Source organism: Flavobacterium fluviale (assembly GCF_003312915.1).
In the GTDB taxonomy this organism is placed as follows: Bacteria; Bacteroidota; Bacteroidia; order Flavobacteriales; family Flavobacteriaceae; genus Flavobacterium; species Flavobacterium fluviale.
In genome coordinates this window covers 2,901,595-2,923,654 of sequence record NZ_CP030261.1, presented here as the reverse complement: position 1 = coordinate 2,923,654, position 22,060 = coordinate 2,901,595, and the positions used below count along the sequence as shown (strand labels likewise).

Annotated in this window: 22 protein-coding genes; 7 read left to right on the top strand and 15 right to left on the bottom strand. The window is 33.4% G+C overall.

Annotation, left to right across the window (positions count from 1 at the left end):
* The first annotated feature begins 84 nt into the window (after positions 1–84).
* Entirely contained in the window at positions 85–474 is a 390-nt protein-coding gene (gene ytxJ / locus HYN86_RS12895) for a bacillithiol system redox-active protein YtxJ (protein ID WP_113678395.1), read from the top strand.
* A gap of 124 nt (positions 475–598) precedes the next feature.
* Here ytxJ and HYN86_RS12890 read toward each other — a convergent pair whose 3' ends face one another.
* Together HYN86_RS12890 and HYN86_RS12885 are read right to left on the bottom strand one after the other, a co-directional pair.
* Positions 599–1,765 carry a hypothetical protein gene (locus HYN86_RS12890; protein ID WP_113678394.1) on the bottom strand — a complete coding sequence of 389 codons (1,167 nt, stop codon included), beginning with the start codon at positions 1,763–1,765 and terminating at the stop codon, positions 599–601.
* Positions 1,762–2,760 (bottom strand): DUF2157 domain-containing protein, encoded by a 999-nt coding sequence (locus HYN86_RS12885; protein ID WP_113678393.1) that lies wholly within the window; start codon positions 2,758–2,760, stop codon positions 1,762–1,764. The genes HYN86_RS12890 and HYN86_RS12885 overlap by 4 nt, the downstream gene beginning before the upstream one ends.
* Before the next feature lie 265 nt (positions 2,761–3,025).
* Between HYN86_RS12885 and HYN86_RS12880 the strand changes: the two genes are divergently transcribed.
* Positions 3,026–4,342, top strand: a complete 1,317-nt coding sequence (locus tag HYN86_RS12880) for a pectate lyase family protein (RefSeq protein WP_113678392.1) — start codon at positions 3,026–3,028, stop codon at positions 4,340–4,342.
* Positions 4,343–4,423: 81 nt separating this feature from the next.
* Here the strand turns inward: HYN86_RS12880 and argH are convergent, their stop codons facing one another.
* From argH to HYN86_RS12830, 10 genes are all read right to left on the bottom strand, one after another.
* Positions 4,424–5,704 carry an argininosuccinate lyase gene (gene argH / locus HYN86_RS12875; RefSeq protein WP_113678391.1) on the bottom strand — a complete coding sequence of 427 codons (1,281 nt, stop codon included), beginning with the start codon at positions 5,702–5,704 and terminating at the stop codon, positions 4,424–4,426.
* Between the two features lie 139 nt (positions 5,705–5,843).
* Positions 5,844–6,914, bottom strand: a complete 1,071-nt coding sequence (locus HYN86_RS12870; RefSeq protein WP_113678390.1) for a M20 family metallo-hydrolase — start codon at positions 6,912–6,914, stop codon at positions 5,844–5,846.
* A gap of 192 nt (positions 6,915–7,106) precedes the next feature.
* Positions 7,107–7,880 (bottom strand): acetylglutamate kinase, encoded by a 774-nt coding sequence (argB, locus tag HYN86_RS12865; RefSeq protein ID WP_113678389.1) that lies wholly within the window; start codon positions 7,878–7,880, stop codon positions 7,107–7,109.
* Between the two features lie 103 nt (positions 7,881–7,983).
* The gene (locus HYN86_RS12860) at positions 7,984–8,931 is read right to left on the bottom strand and encodes an N-acetylornithine carbamoyltransferase (RefSeq protein WP_113678388.1); all 948 of its coding nucleotides are present in this window, start codon (positions 8,929–8,931) and stop codon (positions 7,984–7,986) included.
* Between the two features lie 87 nt (positions 8,932–9,018).
* Positions 9,019–9,780, bottom strand: coding sequence for a glutamate 5-kinase (gene proB / locus HYN86_RS12855; RefSeq protein ID WP_113679935.1), 762 nt, complete (start codon positions 9,778–9,780; stop codon positions 9,019–9,021).
* A gap of 225 nt (positions 9,781–10,005) precedes the next feature.
* Positions 10,006–11,199 (bottom strand): glutamate-5-semialdehyde dehydrogenase, encoded by a 1,194-nt coding sequence (locus HYN86_RS12850; protein WP_113678387.1) that lies wholly within the window; start codon positions 11,197–11,199, stop codon positions 10,006–10,008.
* Between the two features lie 150 nt (positions 11,200–11,349).
* A complete protein-coding gene (locus tag HYN86_RS12845) occupies positions 11,350–12,489 on the bottom strand; it encodes an aspartate aminotransferase family protein (protein ID WP_113678386.1) in 1,140 nt (379 codons plus the stop codon).
* A gap of 79 nt (positions 12,490–12,568) precedes the next feature.
* Complete coding sequence (gene argC, locus HYN86_RS12840) at positions 12,569–13,546, bottom strand: N-acetyl-gamma-glutamyl-phosphate reductase (RefSeq protein WP_113678385.1); 978 nt, start codon at positions 13,544–13,546, stop codon at positions 12,569–12,571.
* Positions 13,539–14,732, bottom strand: coding sequence for an argininosuccinate synthase (locus tag HYN86_RS12835; protein WP_113678384.1), 1,194 nt, complete (start codon positions 14,730–14,732; stop codon positions 13,539–13,541). The genes argC and HYN86_RS12835 overlap by 8 nt, the downstream gene beginning before the upstream one ends.
* A 55-nt stretch (positions 14,733–14,787) precedes the next feature.
* On the bottom strand, positions 14,788–15,435 hold the full coding sequence (locus HYN86_RS12830) for a GNAT family N-acetyltransferase (RefSeq protein WP_113678383.1): 648 nt from the start codon (positions 15,433–15,435) through the stop codon (positions 14,788–14,790).
* 201 nt (positions 15,436–15,636) lie between these two features.
* Here HYN86_RS12830 and HYN86_RS20990 point away from each other — a divergent pair, with 201 nt between their 5' ends.
* A complete protein-coding gene (locus HYN86_RS20990; RefSeq protein ID WP_162789371.1) occupies positions 15,637–15,804 on the top strand; it encodes a hypothetical protein in 168 nt (55 codons plus the stop codon).
* Between the two features lie 99 nt (positions 15,805–15,903).
* Here the strand turns inward: HYN86_RS20990 and HYN86_RS12825 are convergent, their stop codons facing one another.
* On the bottom strand, positions 15,904–18,174 hold the full coding sequence (locus tag HYN86_RS12825; protein ID WP_113678382.1) for a M1 family metallopeptidase: 2,271 nt from the start codon (positions 18,172–18,174) through the stop codon (positions 15,904–15,906).
* Positions 18,175–18,359: 185 nt separating this feature from the next.
* On the opposite strand from HYN86_RS12825, the gene HYN86_RS12820 reads away from it, so the two are divergent.
* The 3 genes from HYN86_RS12820 to HYN86_RS12810 all read left to right on the top strand — a co-directional run bounded on the left by HYN86_RS12820 (position 18,360) and on the right by HYN86_RS12810 (position 20,426).
* The gene (locus HYN86_RS12820) at positions 18,360–19,211 is read left to right on the top strand and encodes an aldose 1-epimerase family protein (protein ID WP_113678381.1); all 852 of its coding nucleotides are present in this window, start codon (positions 18,360–18,362) and stop codon (positions 19,209–19,211) included.
* Positions 19,211–19,759 (top strand): GNAT family N-acetyltransferase, encoded by a 549-nt coding sequence (locus tag HYN86_RS12815; protein WP_113678380.1) that lies wholly within the window; start codon positions 19,211–19,213, stop codon positions 19,757–19,759. The genes HYN86_RS12820 and HYN86_RS12815 overlap by 1 nt, the downstream gene beginning before the upstream one ends.
* A gap of 112 nt (positions 19,760–19,871) precedes the next feature.
* Positions 19,872–20,426 carry a DUF3575 domain-containing protein gene (locus HYN86_RS12810; RefSeq protein ID WP_113678379.1) on the top strand — a complete coding sequence of 185 codons (555 nt, stop codon included), beginning with the start codon at positions 19,872–19,874 and terminating at the stop codon, positions 20,424–20,426.
* Here the strand turns inward: HYN86_RS12810 and HYN86_RS12805 are convergent.
* Positions 20,421–20,651 carry a VF530 family protein gene (locus tag HYN86_RS12805; protein ID WP_113678378.1) on the bottom strand — a complete coding sequence of 77 codons (231 nt, stop codon included), beginning with the start codon at positions 20,649–20,651 and terminating at the stop codon, positions 20,421–20,423. The two genes, HYN86_RS12810 and HYN86_RS12805, sit on opposite strands and share 6 nt — an antisense overlap.
* A gap of 107 nt (positions 20,652–20,758) precedes the next feature.
* Positions 20,759–21,397 (bottom strand): outer membrane beta-barrel protein, encoded by a 639-nt coding sequence (locus tag HYN86_RS12800; RefSeq protein ID WP_113678377.1) that lies wholly within the window; start codon positions 21,395–21,397, stop codon positions 20,759–20,761.
* A 140-nt stretch (positions 21,398–21,537) separates the two neighbouring features.
* On the opposite strand from HYN86_RS12800, the gene smpB reads away from it, so the two are divergent.
* Positions 21,538–21,993 (top strand): SsrA-binding protein SmpB, encoded by a 456-nt coding sequence (gene smpB, locus HYN86_RS12795; protein ID WP_057119835.1) that lies wholly within the window; start codon positions 21,538–21,540, stop codon positions 21,991–21,993.
* Positions 21,994–22,060: the final 67 nt, after the last annotated feature.

The following is a 22,060-nucleotide window of genomic DNA, read 5'->3' as shown; positions in this document are numbered from 1 at the left end:
CATAGTAGAAATAAAGACAAAATGGCATTTTTAAAGTGTTTTTTATCATTTTTAGATGTCAAAAAGTCATAAAACAAGTCAAATATGAGTTTTTTTAATTCAATCTTCGGAAGTTCAGAGAACTCAGAAGCTCCAAAAAGTAAAGTAAACTGGACAGAATTAACAGATATAATTCAGTTAATGGAAGTACAAGAGATTTCTATTGAAAAGCCAGTTGTAATTTTTAAACATAGTACGAGATGCAGTATCAGCCGAATGGCATTAAAACAATTTGAAAGAGATTATGATCTTGAAGGAGTTGTCGACGCCTATTTCTTAGATTTGATTGCGCATCGCGATATTTCAAATGAAATTGCTGCGCGATTCGGTGTATATCACGAATCTCCGCAATTAATTTTAATTAAAAATGGAAAAGCTGTTTATAATGTTTCGCACAGCGATATTGATGCACAAGCTTTAAAAAGTAAAGTGTAATTTATAAATTGATATACTTAAAATGTTAGATGTGAAAAAAAAAAAAAAAAAAAAATAAACACCTCACATCTAACATTTTACTTTTTTAAAACTAACCATTAACAATTTATAATTAAAAATTAAGTTAAAAGCTTCCATCAGAACCGCCGCCACTAAATCCTCCGCCTCCAAATTCCATTGGAGAAGCTTGTGGTTTTACTTCTGGCTTCATTCCAAAAGTAGAAGCAACTACTAAAGCTTCAGCATTTAAAATAGCATCTGAGTGATTGATTCTATCTGGTTTAAAAGTTAAACCGCTTTCTTTTTCTTTTAATATTTTTATAGAGAAATAAGCCACTGCAAATAAAACAAGACCGCCAAGAGTCAGCGCAACCTCTATAGGCAAAACTGCATAATAAAAACGAACTGTATAGATGGAAAATGCAATAGCTAAAAAGCTGATCCAAAGCATTATTCTGTCTTTTGTTTTTAAAGCCTGAACCAAATACACAATTGGAACAACAAAAGTAAATCCATAGAAGAAATATGCAAACGGAATGTCTTTTCCAGGTTCAACTTCTGTTCCTAAAAGTTCTACAGAAAGTTCTCTAACCACCAAATAATTACACGAAAGATAAAATAGCACTAAACAAAAACTATTGGCCAGTAAAAGTCCATTGTAGTAATAGCTTTCCTTTAAATTATTGATGAGTTTCTTCGTTAGAAAATAAAAAACAGCTGCAAAAATCATGGCTGTAAACGGAAGTATCGTTTTGCCTATATCGCCAAATTCAAACATTCCGAAAAATAAAAAAGCCGTTACAGCAAGACAAAATACCAACATTGATAGTAAATGTAAATATCTTAAAAACGTAAAAAGCGCCCCGGCAGCTACAAAAAATGCTATAACCATTTCATAGCCTTCTGTGGTGATTCCAATAGCAAATCCTATATTTAAAAGTGCTCCTAGTATAAATGCATCGTCTAGTCCGTGGTTGTGAAAATTTTGTTTTGCCGACAATTCTGCTCCCACAAATCCCACAGCCGCAAAAATATAACAGCAGATTTCTTCAAAGATACGTTCAGCACTTATTCCTAAAACAGAAATTGCACCGCAAATAGAACCGAATAATAAACTACCCAATAAAAAGAAACCAATTCTAACCAGTATATTGTCTTGACTCTTAAAAATGGGTAATTCTTTTTTTATAAATCTCTTTTGCTCTTTGCTTATAAAACCTCCTTTATACAAAGTATTGGCTTCATCAACTAATGTATCATTATTTAATATTTGTTTGTCGTATACTATCATTCTGTAATTTCTTTATGAAAGTTTTTAATTAATTTAATGAACACTACAATTGAAGCTACAAAATAAGCCGGCAATAAGAAAACAAACAATTCCCAAATGTTGGAGAAATCAACATTTTCAAAAATTCTAAATATTACTATATTTATTCCAACATAACCGTACACAATCATAAATACATAAATCGACATTGCTTTGAATTCGTAACTAACTTTATAAAAATAAAATGTTGAACCAATTAAAACACCTGCGAAAATCAGCCAAATTAAAACGTAATGATGCAGTAAATTACTTATTGCCGCAATACTGATAATGTGCAGAGCAAAAGTGAGAAAGATCAAACTAAAATGAGTTTTAAGTGAAATTCGATTGCTGTAAATAGTCCATACAATGAGTAAAACCCCCAGCATAACAGCAGAATAGCTCAAACTGTCGCTGGCATAAAAATCATTACCGTTTAATAAATCCTGAGGCGTTACCGAAAGTCCGATATAAGCCGCTAAACCGGTTATGGCAATTGTTAATACGCTTTTATTGTCGAAATAGTAAGCACAAAAAAAACTGACAATGGTTGGAACTAAAGTTGCCAGTCCGTAATGTTCTCCAAAAGGTTTGTACTGAAATTGAAGATAACCAATAAAAATACAGGTTAAAATATTTGCTAATAGAACAAGATATTCCAGAACAGGATGTTCGAAGGTTGTTTCTGCTTTTTGAAAACCTTTAGAATTTTTAAAGCAGTAATAAAAACATACCGCTATTACAAGTAAAAGAATCGAAAGAATAGCAATATGACCAATTGTGTCTATGTTTTCATAAATCAGAATTCCTATTCCTGAAGTAAATAATAAAACAGACAAATAAAGAAATAACTTTAATTCTGCATTTACCGAAAATATATTCAAATTTCGATATGCTTTAACTTCTTCAAACTGATTTTCTGTAATTAAACCTTTTTCATAAAGACTTAAAGTAGACTGTTCGTCAAATTTTCTCATTCGAATTCTTTAAAGTGATCATCAAATATATGTATTTAGCATGAATTTTCTCCTTTTACTTCAAAAGCTTTTGAAAATAAGACAGCATTGAACACTGAGCACTAATATAATAGCTTCATCAATAGTGTAAAAAAGACACTTATAATTCTTATTATCAAAACTTTAAGCATAAAAAATCAATAAAATAATTTGAAATTATTTTAATTCTTTTACATTTGTGCAATCGATTACATTTGCTATAAAACCACAAAAAACCACACTTTAAATGAAAACAAAATTTTTACTATTGGCATTTTTACTGCCTTACTCCTTCCTTTTCGCTCAAAATTACTACATGAGTTCGCCCGAAGGATTTGGAGCGTCTGCGACAGGCGGAGGAAGTGTTTCTCCTGTAACAGTTTCTACCTATGCTGATTTAACAGCTAAATTAAAATTAACCACTCAGCAGGTAATATTGGTCTCGGGAACTATTAATTGCTCCTATACAAGTTTGTTAGTAAATGATAAAACCATTATTGGACTCCCAGGAGCCCGATTAGTAAATTTGGATCAAACATCCTCAGGGTCTGGAATTTTTAATTTGAAACCAGGGTCTAACAATATCATTATTAGAAATTTAATTTTTGAAGGACCAGGTGCTTACGATGTAGACGGACATGATAATTTAACCTCAGAAGCTACAAATATGTGGGTTGATCACTGTGAATTTCAAGATGGAATGGATGGCAACTTTGACAACAAAGGTACGGCCGATAATGTGACTGTTTCCTGGTGTAAGTTTACGTATTTAAAAACTCCAAAAGCTGGCGGATCCGGCGGTGCAGATGATCATAGATTTACAAATCTGGTAGGCTCTTCTAAAACAGATGCTCCTGCCGATGGTCATTACAGCATTACTTTCAAAAATTGTTATTGGGCAGAAGGATGCAGAGAAAGAATGCCAAGAGCCAGAAATGCAGAATTACATATTTTAAACTGCTATTACAATACTTCTGTTTCTGGGGCGCTTGCAATTGGTTTGGGCGGTGGAAACAATAATACAACTTGTTATGTTGAAGGAACTGATTTTGCAAAAATTGGAACTGCCTTTAAAAATTATGTTAGTACGGATGGCGGTACAATTGGCGTTGCTTTTACAGATTGTTTAAACGCTCCTGCAAGTTCAGGAACTGCTGTAACTAAACCTTCTTACACTTACAGTACTTTACCAATAGCAAATGTTGCAGGATTCGTTTCGAATTCTTCTTGTGGTGCTGGAGCAACACTTCAAGTTACTGCTCAAGGCGCTTTATCTACAAGCTGCAATAATTTAGGATTGAATGAAACCACAAATAACTTAGAACTAAAATATTATCCATCAGTTATAAATCGCCTTTTAAATATAGATTTTTCGAGTGCAGATAATGGTTTGGCTCAGGTCGATCTTTTTTCTTCAAACGGTGCAAAAGTATATTCGAAGTCAAAAAATATTTCTGCTGATGAAAAATTAGAATTAAATGTCGGCAATCTTGCGAAAGGATTTTATATCTGTAAAGTACAAATAGAAAACCGTAGTAAAACTTTTAAACTGGTAAAAAACTAAATTTAATCCATAAAAAAGGTCATTGAAACAAATCAATGACCTTTTTACTTTTTTACAGCTCACTTTACACATTTAACAAAACTAAAAAGCAGCTTTCATTTTATCTTTAATTGCATCTAAGCATAAATTGTTAATACTGCCTTCGTGCGTGTGTTTGGTTTCTTTTGGAGATTTATATGTTCCTGCTTCTAATTGTTCAGCAACAGCTTTGTAAGCATCTCTAAACGGCATTCCTGCTACAACCATTTCGTTTAAAGTATCTACCGTAAACAAATAATCGTATTTTTTATCTTCTAAAATATGATCTTTAACCGTAATATCTTTTATTGAAAATATGGCAATATCCAAACAAGCTTTTAGGTTTTGAATTGCTGGAAACAAACCTTCTTTTAAAAGCTGTAAATCTCTATGATAACCGCTTGGTAAATTATTAGTGATTAAAGTGATTTCGTATGGAAGCGCCTGAATCTTATTGCATTTTCCTCTGATTAATTCGAAAACATCCGGATTCTTTTTGTGGGGCATAATACTAGACCCTGTTGTAAGATGTGCTGGTAAACCAATAAAATCAAAATTTTGGCTCATATACAAACAAACGTCCATTGCAAATTTTGATAGCGTTCCAGCCACGCTTGTCATCGCGAAAGCAACGGTTTTCTCTGCTTTTCCGCGGCTCATTTGTGCAGCAACGGCATTGTACTTTAAGGTTTCAAATCCTAATTCTTTTGTTGTAAAGGTTCTGTTGATTGGGAATGAACTTCCGTAACCTGCAGCAGAACCTAGGGGATTCTGGTCTACGATTTTTGAAGCTGCGTTCAACATTACAATATCGTCAATCAAACTCTCAGCGTAAGCAGAAAACCACATTCCGAAAGACGATGGCATAGCAATTTGTAAATGCGTATAACCTGGCAATAGAACGTTTTGATGTTTTTCTGCCGATTCCATTAATAAATCAAACAATGTTTTTACTTGTTCTTTTATGGCTTTTAATTCGTCTTTTAGATACAAATGAACGTCTACCAAAACCTGATCATTACGAGAACGCGCGGTGTGGATTTTCTTTCCTGCGTCTCCCAATTTTTCAGTTAGCAGATATTCGATTTTAGAATGCACATCTTCGAAACTGTCTTCGATTTCAAAATTACCCACTACAATATCAGCAATGATATCGTTTAATGCATCAACCAATGAAGTAGTTTCTTCTTCAGTCAATAAGCCAATCTGTCCCAACATTTTGGCGTGAGCGATTGAACCTAAAGCATCGTATTTTGCCAGAACCAAATCCAGTTCACGGTCGTTTCCAACGGTAAATTGTTCGATTTGTTTATCTGTTGGTATTCCTTTTTCCCAAAGTTTCATAGGCTTTATTTTTTTTCGCCACTAATTCACGAATTGTTTTTCTCAAATCTTTGCGATTATTTTTTTCCAATTAATTCGAATTAATATTTCGTCTAGATAGTAAAAAAACAATTCGTGAATTCGTGGCGGTTTTCTTTTCTTATAATTTAAAAAAATCGGTTAGTATTTTGATATACAAATCGACTCCTTCTTCAATTTCATTTACAAAAATAAATTCGTCTGCTGAATGCGAACGAAGTGTTTCTCCTGGTCCTAATTTTAGTGACTGACAGCTTAAAACCGATTGATCTGAAAGTGTTGGAGATCCGTAGGTTGTTCTTCCTAAAGCAATTCCAGCCTGCACTAAACCGTGCGTAACAGGAATAGAAGAAGCATTTAAATGCATGGATCTTGGCGTTACTTCGGCATTTACGTTTGCTCTTACAACTTCCAAAATTTCAGCGTTGGTATAACGGTCTGTTACGCGAATATCGACAACCAAGTCACATTCTGACGGCACAACATTATGCTGTTTCCCTGCATTGATTTGCGTTACGGTCATTTTTACAGGACCTAAAACGTCTGATATTTTGTCGAACTTATAGTTTTTAAACCATTCCATTACCGGAATTGATTTATATAAAGCATTATCGTCGTTTTGATGTGCGGCATGGCTTGCAGTTCCTTTTACTTTTACATCCAAAACCAATAAACCTTTTTCCGCTACTGCTAATTGCATTAAAGTTGGTTCCCCGACAATCGCACAATCTAATTCTGGTAAATGTTTTAAAACGCTGTTTAAACCATTTTTTCCGCTGCTTTCTTCTTCGGCGGAAGCCACAATAACAATATTATGCGATAGATTTTGGTTTTCGTAAAAATGCACAAACGTTGCTAATAAGGAAACCAAGCATCCTCCCGCATCATTACTTCCTAATCCAAATAATTTTCCGTCTTTTTCGATCGCTTTAAACGGATCGTTAGTGTAAGCTTGATTAGGTCTTACAGTATCATGATGTGAGTTTAGTAAAAGTGTTGGTTTATTTTCGTCGAAATACTTATTGAAAGCCCACACATTATTGTTTTCTCTTTGAAAAGGAATCTCGTTTTGATTGAACCAATTTTCGATTAAAAGAGCCGTTTGGTCTTCTTCACTTGAAAATGAAGGGGTTTCGATTAAGCTTTTTAATAAACTAATTGCTTCCTGGGTAAGCGTTGCAATATTTTTCATAGTTATGGTTTCTTTGCCGCAAAGGCACGAAGTCACAAAGTTTAATTAAAACTGTGACATTTTTAATTTGCGCAAATTTCTTAAATTAATATTTAAAATGCTCCGCACAACTCTAATTTTTTGCCACAGATTAAAAGAATTTTCACAGATTTTTTAATCCTTCTAATCCTTTGAATCTGTGGCTATATCTTTTTATAATGTAATTGTGGTATGCAGAACATCTGGATTTTGAAGCATTCTGTGATGTCCAATTTTGATTTTCTGCACGCCTCTTGACAAACTATTGAAACAGTTATCCAATTTCGGAATCATTCCAGAATGGATTACTTTTTCTTCTTTTAGTTTATTGTATAATGTTTCGTTGATTTCAGTAATTACAGAGGAATCGTCTTCGGAATCTTGCAAAACGCCCTGTTTTTCCAAACAATATGTCAGCGTAACATCAAAAACTTCAGATAATGCAATTGATAATTCGCTTGCAATAGTATCTGCATTTGTGTTTAGTAATTGTCCGTTTTTATCGTGTGTAATGGCACAGAAAACAGGAACAACTCCAGCTTGTAATAAAGTTGCCAATAATTTGGTGTTGACTTGTTTTACATCACCTACAAATCCATAATCGATTGTCGGGTGGTTTCTTTTTACCGATTGAATTAAATTCCCATCAGCTCCTGAAAAACCAATTGCATTATTGTCTTTGGCTTGCAATTGCGCCACAATATGTTTGTTGATTTGTCCGGCATAAATCATTACCACAACATCAAGCATTGGAGCATCTGTAATTCGGCGTCCGTCAATCATTTGCGGAACCAAACCAATACTCTGCGCCATTTTTGTAGCAGATTTTCCACCGCCGTGAACTAGAACTTTATATCCTTCAATTTTAGAAAAATCGGTTAAGAATTGTTCTAGTTCTGCTGGGTTGTCGATGATGTTTCCACCTATTTTTATTACTGATACGTTCATTTCTTTCAAGGTTCAAAGGGACAAAGGTTCAAAGCAACAAAGTTTTTTTCTCAAGGCTGTAAAACCTTTGAACCTTTGCCGCTTTGAGCCTTTGCACCTAAATTTACAATTTCTTAAGAATCTTTTGTAAAACTAATTGTGCCGAATACGTTCTATTATTCGCTTGTTCAATTACAATTGAATTTTCTCCGTCTAAAACTTCATCGCTAACAATTACGTTACGACGAACTGGAAGACAGTGCATGAATTTTCCATTATTTGTTAAAGCCATTTTTTCAGCTGTAACGGTCCAGTTTGGATCGCTGTTGGTTACTTTTCCGTAGTCGTTGAAGTTACTCCAGTTTTTTACGTAAACGAAATCGGCATTTTCGAAAGCTTTATCTTGATCATATTCGATTGTGCAGTCTTTTGTAATTTCCGGACTTAGCTCGTAACCTTCTGGATGTGTGATTACAAAATCCATGTCTTTTTGCATTTGCATCATTTCTACGAATGAATTAGCAACGGCTTGAGGTAAGGCTTTTGGATGTGGAGCCCATGAAAGCACTACTTTTGGTTTGTGTTTCGTTTTGAATTCTTCCATTGTAATGGCGTCTGCCAAAGATTGTAACGGGTGGCGAACAGCACTTTCCATATTTACAATTGGCACTGTAGCATATTTCAAGAATCCTGAAATTACTGTTTCTTGGTAATCTTTTTCTTTATCAACCAAACCTGCAAAGGCACGGATTGCGATAATATCACAGTATTGTGAAACTACTTCTGCCGCTTCTTTAATATGTTCTGAAGCGCCGGAATTCATTATTGCTCCATCTTCAAATTCTAATGTCCATCCTTCGTTAGTAAAATTCATTACCATTACGTTCATTCCTAAGTTTAAAGCCGCTTTTTGTGTACTCAAACGCGTTCTTAAACTCGGATTGAAGAATAACATTCCAAGAGTCTTATTCTTTCCTAAACTTTGATTTTTAAGCGGATTCTTTTTGATTTTAATCGCACTTTTTACCCATTTTGATAATGAGTTGATGTCTTTTATTGAGATATAGTTCATTTGTTTTTTTATTAATTTAGATAATGTGATAATTAGAAAATTGGATAATTGCTCATTATCTAATTAACTAATTTTCTAATTGACTCATTAGATTATTTTCGTGAAAGGAATTTCGTCTTTTAATGCTTTTAGAATAAAATTATCATTTAATCCATTCACAATCCAAGTTTCTATGTTAGCTGCTTTTGAAATTGCAGCTGCTTCTATTTTAGATTGCATTCCTCCCGTTCCGTGTGATGATTTCGATTCTCCGATTTCTTTTTCCAGCGTTTTTAAATCAGTTACCAATTTTATCGTTTCTGGATTTTCATCGTGAATTGAATCTTTGGTATAAATTCCGTTTGTATTAGTGGCAATTATCAGAATATCAACATTTAGCAGCACCGCTGTTAAAGCTGCTAATTTGTCATTATCCCCAAACCGAATCTCATCTGTTGCAACAGTATCGTTTTCATTGATAATCGGAATGTAATTGTTTTTAACCAATACATTAATTGTATTTACAATGTTTTTTTTGGTTTGTTCTTTTTCGAAATCAGAATAAGAAAGTAAACACTGTGAGGTATTTAATCCTAAATCCTTGAAATTTTCATTGTAAATCCGCATTAAATGAGGCTGACCTATAGAAGCTAAAGCCTGCTTTACAAAAACATCTTTATCTTGATTATCCAGCTTTACAAACTGCTTGGCCGCCGCAATTGCTCCAGAACTTACTATAATAAATTCGTATTCATCGTTTAGAGCCGCAATCTGTATTCCGAGGTCTTCAATCTTTCCCCGCGAAATATGATTGGTTTCTTTGGTTAAAGTATTACTTCCTATTTTTAATAAAATCCGTTTTTTTGCCATGTCTTTTGTTTTTGCCACGAAGGCGCTAAGGCACTAAGTTATTTTTAACGCAAAGAGCGCAAGGTTTTTTTATATTGTTTGTGTTTACAAATGTTAAGTTCGCAAAGCTAAATCTTTATATAAATTCCAAATTTTAAATTCCAAATTCCAATAAATCTGAAATTAAAAATCGTTAATCATCAATCTAAAATCTAAAATCTGAACTCTAAAATCTGAACTCTAAAATTATCTAATCTGTCCTTCTCCGTAAACGTACCATTTGTTTGTTACAAGATGCTGTAAACCAATTGGTCCTCTTTGGTGAAGTTTATCAGTGCTTATGGCTAATTCTCCACCTAAACCAAATTGTCCTCCGTCTGTAAAACGGCTTGAAGCATTTTGATAAACAGCAGCAGCATCAACTGCATCCATAAATTCTTTTGCTGCTTGATCGTCTCTGGTAATAATTACAGCTGAATGTCCGCCGCAATATTTGTTAATTTTATCAATTGCATGTTCCTCAGAATCAATTGTTCCGATTACAATTTTATAATCCAAAAACTCTTCGTACCAGATATCTTCGTTTTGAAGGGTTTCAGTATCTTCAAAATTTTCTAAAGATTTGTCGACGATAATTTCAACATTATTTTCTTTTAATGTTTCTATTAAAATGGCTGTAAAACCTTCAAAATTAGGAAGCTTAGAATGTATTAAAACTTTATCAACCGCATTACAAGCTGAAATTTTAGCTGTTTTAGCATTTAAAATTACCTTTAAAGCCAAATCAGTATCTGCTTTTTCGTGAACGTAAACAAAATTATTACCGCGTCCGCTTACAATTACCGGACAAGTTGCGTGTGCTTTTACAAACTCAATTAATTTTTCTCCTCCTCTTGGAACGATTAAATCGACTTTTTGAGTTGGTTTTTCTAAGAAAGCCTGAGTTTCTGCACGATTATAATTCAGATATTCCACCCAATCTTTCGAAACTCCATTTTCTTCTAAAGCTTTATGCCAAAGACTTACAATTTTTAAATTGGATTTTAAAGACTCTTTTCCGCCTTTTAATAAAATCTTATTTCCAGATTTAAAAGCAATTCCTCCTGCTTCGATTGTAACATCCGGACGTGATTCGTAAATAATTAAAATCGTTCCAAAAGCGGCTGTTTTATTAATGACTTTAATTCCATTATCGTGAATAAAATGAAAGCCCTCTACCCCAACCGGATCTTCCTGAGAAGCCAATTGGTTTAATGATAAAATCATCTCATCGACTTTTTTATCATCTACTTTTAAGCGTTCTTCCATCGCTAAATCTGAGCCGTCGTAATCAGCAAGATCTTCCTGATTAGTTAGGATTATCTCATTCCGCTCCTGCTCGACCAGTTTTGACATAGAGCGCAAAACGAGATTGCGTTTTTCAATTGATAATGGATTCATAATTTCTAGTGGTTGGTTGTTTTTTGGTTGTTTCTTTTTATCGAAACTTTGTTGATACCTAACAGGTTTTAAAAACCTGTTAGGATACTATACTTTGTCTTTCGAAACCTGACGGGTTTTAAAAACACATCAGGTTTAACGTAGTAAGAATTAGTTTTTTAATTCTTCTAAACTTTCTTTTAAAGCTTTTACAAACGTATCAATATCAGCTTTTTTCACAGTCAATGGCGGTAAAATTCTTAACAGGTTTTTATTGTTGGCACTTCCTGTAAAAATGTGTTTTTCGATAATTAGTTTTTTTCTTAAAGCTGCAACATCAAAATCAAATTCAACACCAAGCATTAATCCTTTTCCTTTTACTTGTTTGATGCCCTCAACTTCTTTGATTTTTTCTAAGAAATATTCATAAACTTCATTTACATTCTTTTGTAAATCCAGTTTCTCAATTACATCCAAAACTGCGATTCCTGCCGCACAAGATAAATGGCTTCCGCCGAAAGTAGTTCCTAATAATCCGAAACTTGCTTCAAATTTTGGAGAAATCAAAATGGCTCCAACTGGAAATCCGTTCCCCATTCCTTTTGCAACTGAAATAATATCAGCGTTGATTCCGTGATGTTGAAAAGCAAAGAATTTCCCGCTTCTTCCGTATCCTGATTGTACTTCGTCTAAAATCAAAACCACATCATGTTTTTTACATGCTTTTTCTAAAGCCTGAAAAAATTCCGTTGTTCCTTGGTCCAAACCTCCAACTCCTTGAATCCCTTCAATAATTACTGCTGTAACATCCCCTTTGGCCAATTCAGCTTCAACTAATTCGATTTGGTTTAAAGGTAAAAAGGTAACAACTTGCTGTGCATTTATTGGCGCAACAATTTTTTTATTGTCAGTAACTGCGACAGCTGCAGAAGTTCTTCCATGAAATGAATTATCAAAAGCTACCACTCTTGATTTTCCGTTATGGAAAGAAGCTAATTTTAAAGCATTTTCATTCGCTTCAGCACCAGAACTGCATAAAAACAATTCATAATCTTCTAAACCTGAAAGCTTTCCTAATTTCTGAGCCAATTCAACCTGTAAAGGATTTTGAATTGCATTGGAATAAAATCCTAAATGGTCTAATTGATTCTTCAATTTTGCTACATAATCCGGCTGTGTGTGTCCGATAGAAATCACACCATGTCCGCTGTATAAATCTAAGTATTCTACTCCTTTGTCGTCAATAATTGTACAATCAATTGCTTTTACTGGAGTTATGTCATATAATGGGTAAACGTTGAATAAGTTCATTTTTGTTTTGTTTATTTTGTTTCAGGTTTCAGGTTTCAAGTTGCTCGCAGAACGTGTAACCTGAAACTTTAAACTATTATTAAAATCCGCTTGGTTTCAAATGTAAACCTGTGGTTTCTTCTAATCCGAACATTAAATTCATGTTTTGAATTGCTTGTCCTGAAGCACCTTTGGTTAAGTTATCGATAATTGATGTTATGAGAACCCGGTTTCCTTTTTTCAATAAACTAATGATACATTTATTCGTTTGCACCACCTGTTTCATGTTGATGTTTGTTGTGGTAACCGTTACGAAAGGCTCATTTTTATAAAACTCTTCGTATTTTGCTACTAATTGTTCCAAACTATCATCACATAACGTATATAGCGTTGCAAAAATTCCTCTTGGAAAATCTCCTCTGTTCGGAATAAAAAGCAACTCACTGTAAAAATCATCTTGCAGCTGCACCAAACTTTCTCCGATTTCTCCTAAATGTTGATGCTCAAAAGCTTTGTAATGCGACATATTATTATTTCTCCAGCTAAAGTGCGAAGTTTCGGAAAGACTTACGCCTGCGCCAGTACTTCCAGTTGTAGCGTTAATATGAACGTCGTTATTCAACAAATTATGCTTCGCTAAAGGCAATAATGCCAACTGAATAGCGGTTGCAAAACAACCTGGATTTGCGATATAATTTGCTTTTTTGATTTCCGCTTTATTAATTTCAGGCAAACCGTAAACAAAGTCTTTTCCTTCAAAATGAGCGTCTTTGTTCAATCTGAAATCATTTCCTAAATCAATGATTTTAGTGTGACTTGCAAACTGATTTTCTTTCAAAAATGAAATTGACTTTCCATGACCTAAACACAAGAAAACAACATTCACATTTGGATTTATTTCATCTGTGAAATTCATTTCGATATCACCCATCAAATCGTGGTGCGCCACTGAAAGTGGTTTTCCCGCATTTGTTGTGCTGTAAACAAAATCGATGTTTACTTTTGGGTGATACATTAAAATTCTGATGAGTTCTCCGGCCGTGTAGCCCGAACCACCAATAATTCCGACATTAATCATGATCTAATTTGTTTACAGATGAAAATATGTTTTGTGCATTTCCTAAAATCTTGATAAATCCTTTTGCATCATCAGATGTCCAGGCATTGTTCATTTCTCCGTATTGACCGAAACCTGTGTTCATTAAATCATTATCTGATTCAATTCCGTCAAGTGAAAAATGATATGGTTTTAAAGAAACTGTAACAACACCATTTACAGTATTTTGTGTGTCTTGCAAAAACGTTTCGATATTTCTCATAACCGGATCTAAAAACTGACCTTCGTGAAATAACATTCCGTACCAGTTTCCTAATTGTTCTTTCCAGTATTGCTGCCATTTACCAAGAGTGTGTTTCTCTAATAAATGGTGCGCTTTGATGATAATTAACGGAGCTGCAGCTTCAAAACCAACTCTTCCTTTAATTCCGATAATCGTATCTCCAACGTGAATATCTCTACCAATTGCATAAGCGTTTGCTAGTTTTTCAAGTGCTACAATATTATTTGAAGGTTTATCAAACTGACCGTTTAGTCCAACCAATTCTCCTTTTTCAAAATGCAGTCTTACTTTTTCTTCTCCCTCTTTTTGTAATTGCGAAGGATAAGCGTCACTTGGCAATGGCTGGCTTGAAGTTAAAGTTTCTTTTCCTCCAACACTTGTTCCCCAAAGTCCTTTATTGATAGAATACTGTGCTTTTTCCCAAGAATAATGAACTCCGTTTTTAGACAAATAATCAACTTCTTCTTGTCTTGACAACTTTAAATCTCTAATTGGAGTGATGATTTCAATTTCCGGAGCAATAGTCTGGAAAATCAAATCAAAACGAATTTGATCATTTCCTGCACCCGTACTTCCGTGTGCGATGGCGCTTGCACCAACTTTTTTAGCATATTTTATAGCTTCAATTGCTTGAAAAACACGTTCAGCACTTACTGATAGTGGATAGGTATTGTTTTTTAATACATTTCCGAAAATCAAATATTTTATAGCTTTATCATAATATTTATCTACGATTGTAAGATTTGCGTGTTGTGCACTTCCTAACTCGTAAGCTCTTTTTTCAATGGCTGATAATTCTTCTGCGTCGAATCCTCCTGTGTCAACAAGTACAGTGTGAACTTCGTATCCTTTTTCATTTTTTAAATATTTCAAACAATACGAGGTATCTAATCCTCCGCTATAAGCTAATACTACTTTTTTCATTTTTTATAATTTAGGCTAATACTTTCGTATATAGCAGTTTGAGATTTCTTTTTAATTAAATTTTGAATAAAAAAACAAATGACAATATTTTGTTTAAGAATAAAGCCTGTTTGATTTTTTTAAGTCTGCTTAAAACAGCCTCATTAAAAGGGTGTCTTGGCGGTGTTTTTTGTTTTTCTTTTGGATCGTACAACATTCCAGTACAAAGACACATTTTGTTTTCTTTGCTTTGTAAAATAGGGAAATTGGTACAGGTTTTACAGCCGGCCCAAAAACTTGGATCTGTAGTCAATTCAGAGAAAGGAACTGGTTTATAGCCCAATTCAGAATTGATTTTCATAACCGCCAAACCAGTTGTAATACCAAATATTTTAGCATCTGGGAATCTCTTCAAAGAATAGTCAAAAACTTTCGACTTAATTTTTTTTGCCAAACCTAAACTTCTATAGTCAGGATGTACAATTAATCCCGAATGTGCCACGAATTTTCCGTGCTGCCAGCTTTCGATATAACAAAAACCTGCAAATTTCCCGTCTGCCAGAGCAATCATTGCATCACCATTCGACATTTTTTTCTGAATATACTCAGGAGTTCTTTTAGCAATCCCCGTACCTCTTAACAAGGCCGATGATTCTATCGTATCGCAGATTTCTTGTGCGAATTTGAAGTGTTCTTCCTGGGTAACAACAATAGAGATCTTCATTTCAATAATTGAAGTTAGAGTTAAAAATTAAAGAATATTGTTTGGTTTGAAATCCAGAATTGAATCCAATAAAATTAAGCAAAATAGAAGTAACATCTTCAAAATCAAAAAGTTGATTCAGAAAATTTACAAAATAATAAATACTTTTAGGATATGTTTGTCCAATGGACAAATTATGTGATTTCAAAATGAAAAATGGATATGAATAAATATACGGCTATAAAACTCAGTGGATACTATAGAGATAATGTCCGTACTTCGGGAGAAGTAATCGGTGAGTTTGTCCGTGACAAAGAAGTTATATGTAAACTTATTTTATTCATCGGTGCAAAAGTACATTATTTTTTTATTTTCAAAACAAAAAAATAAAAAACTAACATTTTTTTTTGGTTTTGTTAATATACCACAAAATAAAACCCGATAATTATTTCTAATTATCGGGTTCTTAATATTTTAAAACCTTAAATATTATTTTTTAGTAAACTGCATTACTTGTCCATTTCCTAAAATTGTCATGTCGAAACCAGTTTTAGCTGCGTTAAATTTGAATCTTAATCCCGCTCTAGGCGATTCAAAAGTATCTTTTTCATTTGGAACAGGATCTAAAGCAAAACTAGGATAGTTTGGAAGTTCAGCAGTTAAAACACTGTTTTTATCTACCAAATTAATAGTTAAAGGCGATTTAGCTGTAACATAGCTTCCTAAAAATCCATCGATTATAATAGCTTTTTCGATTTTACCTTTTCCAGCAGTCCATACATTATTTGATTCATTATTATCTGGGAAAACATGATCAGGATCAAGAGTTATACTTTCAATTTCTTCTGTCGAATTATGTTTGAAAGACCAGCTTTTATTACGCTGCCATATTTCTACAGGCAGATTTACTCTTGTAACTTTTCCGCTTTTTGTTTTAACATCTAAAACAATCGGCATTGGCATTTTATCAAAATTTTCAACAGTAATAACTGCTCCTTGTGCAGGATCGTTTTTTAAATATTTAATAGAATTGATTCCTTGATCAAATCTCCAGTTATTTACGTACCAGCTTCTCCAGAACCAGCTTAAGTCTTCTCCGGCAACATTTTCCATTGACCTAAAGAAATCATCTGGCTGCGGATGTTTGTAAGCCCAGCGTTCGATATAAGTTCTAAAAGCAATATCAAAACGTTCTTTTCCTAAAACCTGCTCTCTTAAAAGAATAAGACCTGCACTTGGTTTAAAGTAACATAACATTCCGATATTCTTTTCTTTCATGTTATCAGGTGAACTCATAATAGTTTCTAAATCAGGACGCGTAAAAGATTCTGCCGATTCATGTAAATCTGTTGCAGGTTCTTTGTATTCTCCATTATTAAATGCTGCAGTACTCAATGAATTGATAAAAGTATTAAATCCTTCGTCCATCCAGCCGAACAATCTTTCGTTTGAACCAACAATCATTGGAAACCAGATATGACCAAATTCGTGATCTGTAACTCCCCATAAATCTGCTCCTTTCGATTTCCATCCACAGAAAACAATTCCAGGATATTCCATTCCGCCTTCATTTCCTGCAACGTTTGTCGCAGCTGGATAAGGATATTCGAACCATTGTTTAGAGTAATGCTCGATCGAAGCCTTTACGTATTCTGTCGAACGTCCGTAAGCAGCCTGGCCTGCACTTTCTACCGGATAAGCAGATAATGCTAAAGATTTTTTACCGCTAGGTAAGTTTATTTTTGCTCCATCTAAAATGAAAGCTGGAGACGATGCCCAAGAAAAATCACGTGCATTTTTTATTTTATAATGCCATGTTTTTTCTGTTCCAGCGTTTGTATTTGCTGTAGCATTTACATCTTGTTCAGAACGAATTGTAACTGTTTTATCGCTGTCAGATGCTTCTTTATATTTTTTGAATTGATCACTAGAAAATACTTCCTGACCATTTAATAATTCTCCAGAAGCTACAACATAATGATTTCCAGGAACTGTTAATTTCACATCAAAATCACCATATTCTAAATAGAACTCAGAAGCCCCCAAATATGGCGCTGTATTCCAGCCTCTTACGTCATCATAAACACACATACGAGGATACCATTGTGCGATTGTAAAGATTTTTCCGTTTTTAGTTTCTAAAACCCCCATTCTGTCTGAACCTTCAAAAGGCGCAATAAATGAAAATTCGATTTTAATTTTTACAGAAGCTCCTTTTGCAGCCAATTCTTCTGGAAGAAAAATCTGCATTCTTGTATCTGTAACAATATATTTCGCGTCAACTTCTGTTTTCTTTTTTCCAACAGCCGTTACTTTTACTGACTTAATTTTATTTCCACCGTCAAAAACTTGACCTTGAGCTCCATTACGGCTTCCTGTCAAAGGCACAACAGCATTTCCTCTAGAATCCTCTTTAAACAAGTTCTGATCTAAATTCAACCACACAAATGACAATTTATCCGGACTATTATTTGTATAGGTAATTTCATCTGTTCCTACAATTTCATTTGTAGTAGCATTTAATTTTGCTGTGATTTGATAATCGGCTCTATTCTGCCAATATTCTGGTCCTGGCTGACCACTTGCTGCACGGGTTGTAGTTGCATTTTTTGTGTAAAAATGCGGACCAAACGCATCATGATAATTATAATTATTTACCGGATTTGCTGCTGTCGCTGACGGAGTTTGCTGCGCCCAGACCGATGAAATCCCAAAAAATAAAGCCGCGGTTAAAATGGCTTTTGCACATTGCTTTTTCATATTTTTTAGCTGTTTATGTAGCAAATTAATGAAAAAAAAAGCTATTTACAGAGAAAATTCCAAACATAAATTCAATTTTAGCAAAATTTTATCAATAAAATAATTTAGCTCATTTTATAAGAAAACTAAATTTTATAAAATATATTTACATCTCTTTAAAAAACAATTATTTTACACCATATATTTTGACGACAACTATCTCAAATTCAGCACTAACAGCTTCCGTAAAACATTCTGGAGCTGAACTATTCTCTATAAAAGACAATCAAAACAATGAATATATCTGGGAAGGAAACCCAGATTTTTGGGGAAAACACTCACCTGTTCTTTTCCCAATAGTAGGTACTTTAAAAAATAACACTTACAAAATAAAAGACCAAGAATACAACTTGTCCCGTCACGGTTTTGCTCGTGATATGGAATTTGAGTTAATTGATAAAACTGAAAACAAGGCTGTTTTCTCGCTGAAGTCTTCTGAGGAAACCTTAAAAAAATACCCTTTTGAATTTGAGTTACAGATTATTTATACGCTAAATGAAAATTCATTGGATTTAGAGTATAAAGTAATAAATAAGGGAGAAGAAAAAATGCCTTTTTCAATTGGTGCGCACCCTGCAATTGCACTGCCAGATAATTTTGAAGATTATGCTATTAAATTTGAAAAAGAAGAAAACCTAAAATATAATCTTCTAGAAAATGATTTAATTTCATCTAAAACCAAAGTACTGGAAACCAGCGATGGCATTATACCATTAAATTACGAATTATTTAAAAACGATGCTTTAGTGTTTAAAACAGTAGAATCAAAATCTTTAACTATTTTAAAAAATGCTAATCCTTACATTCAAGTAGATTATAAAGATTTTCCAAGCTTGGGTATTTGGACAAAAGAAAATGCTCCTTTTATTTGTATTGAACCTTGGTTTGGTTATTCTGATACGGCACACAATTCGGTTGATTTATTTAAAAAAGAAGGTATTTTGGTTTTAGATGCCGGCCAAAACTTTCGTTCACAATTTAGCATAAAAGTATTATAATGTTAGAGTTCAACTTCCATCCATTTCCTGTAATCGAAACAGAGCGTTTAGTTTTGAGAAGAATCACAAACGATGACGTTAATGAAGTATTCGAATTACGTTCGAATCCAGAAACCATGAAGTATATCCCAAGACCATTGGTTAAAAACAATGAAGATGCCTTGGCGCATATTGCCATGATAGAAGAAAAAATAGAAAACAATACGGGAATCAACTGGGGAATTACATTAAAAGACAATCCGAAACTTTTAGGTATAATTGGTTATTACAGAATGCAGCCAGAAAATTATCGTGCCGAAATTGGCTACATGCTGCTGCCTGAATTTCATGGAAAAGGAATTATTCCCGAAGCTGTAAACATATTGATAAAATATGGTTTTGAAAATTTAAAACTACATTCAATTGAAGCAGTTATCGATCCAGAAAATTATGCTTCAGAAAAAGTACTTCAAAAGTGTGGATTTACTAAAGAAGCGCATCTTAAAGAATCTGAATTTTATGAAGGAAAATTTCTAGATAAGGTAATTTATTCATTACTAGAAAGATAAACTTTTATTCGTGTTAAAGTAACTTATTACACAATAGTTCTTTATCATTATACGTTATATTTGCGCTCGAAATTGGCTAAAAAAAGCTCGTTTTGAACCTGAAAACATCTTTATGAAAAAAATACCTGCCTTATTTGTTCTTTTATTTTGTCTGCAGTTACAAAGTCAGACTTTTGTAAAATTTAATGGAGCAACCGCTTTACTTGCCATCCCTAATGTAGGAATCGAAACTAGCATTGGAGAAAAAACAACCTTTAGTGTTGACGTTATGGCTTCTTTTTGGGAATCTTTTAATGGAAACAATCCTATGAAATTTGTTACTGTAACTCCAGAAGTTCGTTACCATTTTAAAGAAAAATATAATGGTTTCTATGTTGGAGCCCATATAGGTGCTGACAAATATGAATTACAAAAATGGAATTATTGGGATACTAATAAATATGAAGATGGTTTTGGTTATAGACTTGGTGCCACTATAGGTTACAATCTCAAATTAAGTGATAAATTTTTACTTGACTTCTTCGTTGGCGGAGGCTGGCATCAAGGTTTTTACCATGGTTATTATAATGATGGAACTCCTGGAAGATACGATAAAGCACCTAACTACAATAAGAGCGGCGAATGGCTTCCTTACCGCGGCGGAGTAATGATTTCGTATAAATTATAAATTAGAGAATTTAGGTAACGATTTTACGTAAAGATCTTCGACTTTTTTTCGCGCCCAGTCTGTTTTTCTTAAAAAAGTAAGACTTGATTTGATGCTAGGATTTGATTGAAAACATTTAATTGGAATTAGTTCTCCTAAAGTGTCAAAACCATAATGATCTACTAAAGTTTCTACAATTTTTTGAAGTGTGATTCCGTGTAAAGGATCTTTGGACTGATTTTGCATTTTATATCTTTAAATTATATAAAAAGACCGTACTATAAAAAAGTACGGTCTTTCTTTTTTGCAAAATTACTAAAATAGAATTTTACGATAATCAAATAAAGAATAAATTAGAATAAGAATTTAAATCCAACAGAAATTGGAGACGTTAAATTAGGATTACTTCCTCCTAAAGCTGTATTATAAAACGGATCAACATTTGCTGCGTGCGCTAAACCAAAATTAGTAACTGTCGTTTTATCTCCTGTTTTTGGATCAATAGTTGTCGATGTAAAGTTGGCTAAGTCATAAGAAAACTCAACAGAGAAATTTTTAGTTACAAAATAATCGAAACCTCCTGATAACGATACACCAACCTGATTTACTTTTAATTCACTTTCTTTTTCTTTACCAGTAATGATTGGAACTGCCAACTGTCCGAAGAAATAAAGAGAACCCGCAACATTCCAATACTTTCTCACTAAAGGCTGCGCAACAAACAAATCTGTTTTCGCAGCTGTTCCTGCATCAGAATCTGCCTTGATATTAATATATCCAACTCCAGCACCCACGGCAACAGATGGCGTTACAAATGTTCCAACGATTGGCAGTACAGATAAAGTTGTATTTTTTGAATCAGCCGTTTTAGTCTGCTGATAACCAAACTGAGAAGTCGCAAACCAAGCTCCTTTTAATCCCTGAGATGAATCTTGAGCTTTAGCAGTTAAACTAATTAATACAATACTTGCCAGTGTTACAATTTTTTTCATTTTAATTTTGTTTTTGAATTATAAAGCAAACTTAAAAGGAAGCATTTTTGTCGCAGCTGATTAAAATCATAGATTAAAAAAAAACTTTAATTATCTTAGCTCTTCATAAAGTTTTTCAATTTTGTCTTACATTTGCACTTATGTTAAAATCAGTCAATATATTAAATAAAAGAGCCCGATTTGATTATGAAATAATCGACACGTATACTGCTGGAATTGTTTTAGCGGGTACCGAAATCAAATCAATACGTTTAGGAAAAGCGAACATTACAGAAAGCTTTTGCGAGTTTAGCGGTATGGAGCTTTTTGCAATCAATACTTACATAGAAGAGTATTCATTTGGAAATCAATTCAATCATAAATCTAGAAGCGAAAGAAAACTGCTTCTGAATAAAAAAGAACTAAAAACACTTCACAAAAGTGTTCAGGCAAAAGGACTTACTATTGTGCCACTGAAATTGTTCACAAATGAAAAAGGCTTAGCAAAACTTCAGATTGGTCTTTGTAAGGGAAAGAAAAATTACGACAAGCGAGAATCGCTGAAAGAACAAGATACTAAGCGTGATTTAGACCGTATTAAAAAAGCTTTTAACTAAAAAGCTTTTTTAATTTACGTACATTCCTATTTATTAATATTTTATCGTTATTTTTACTTGTAACCAA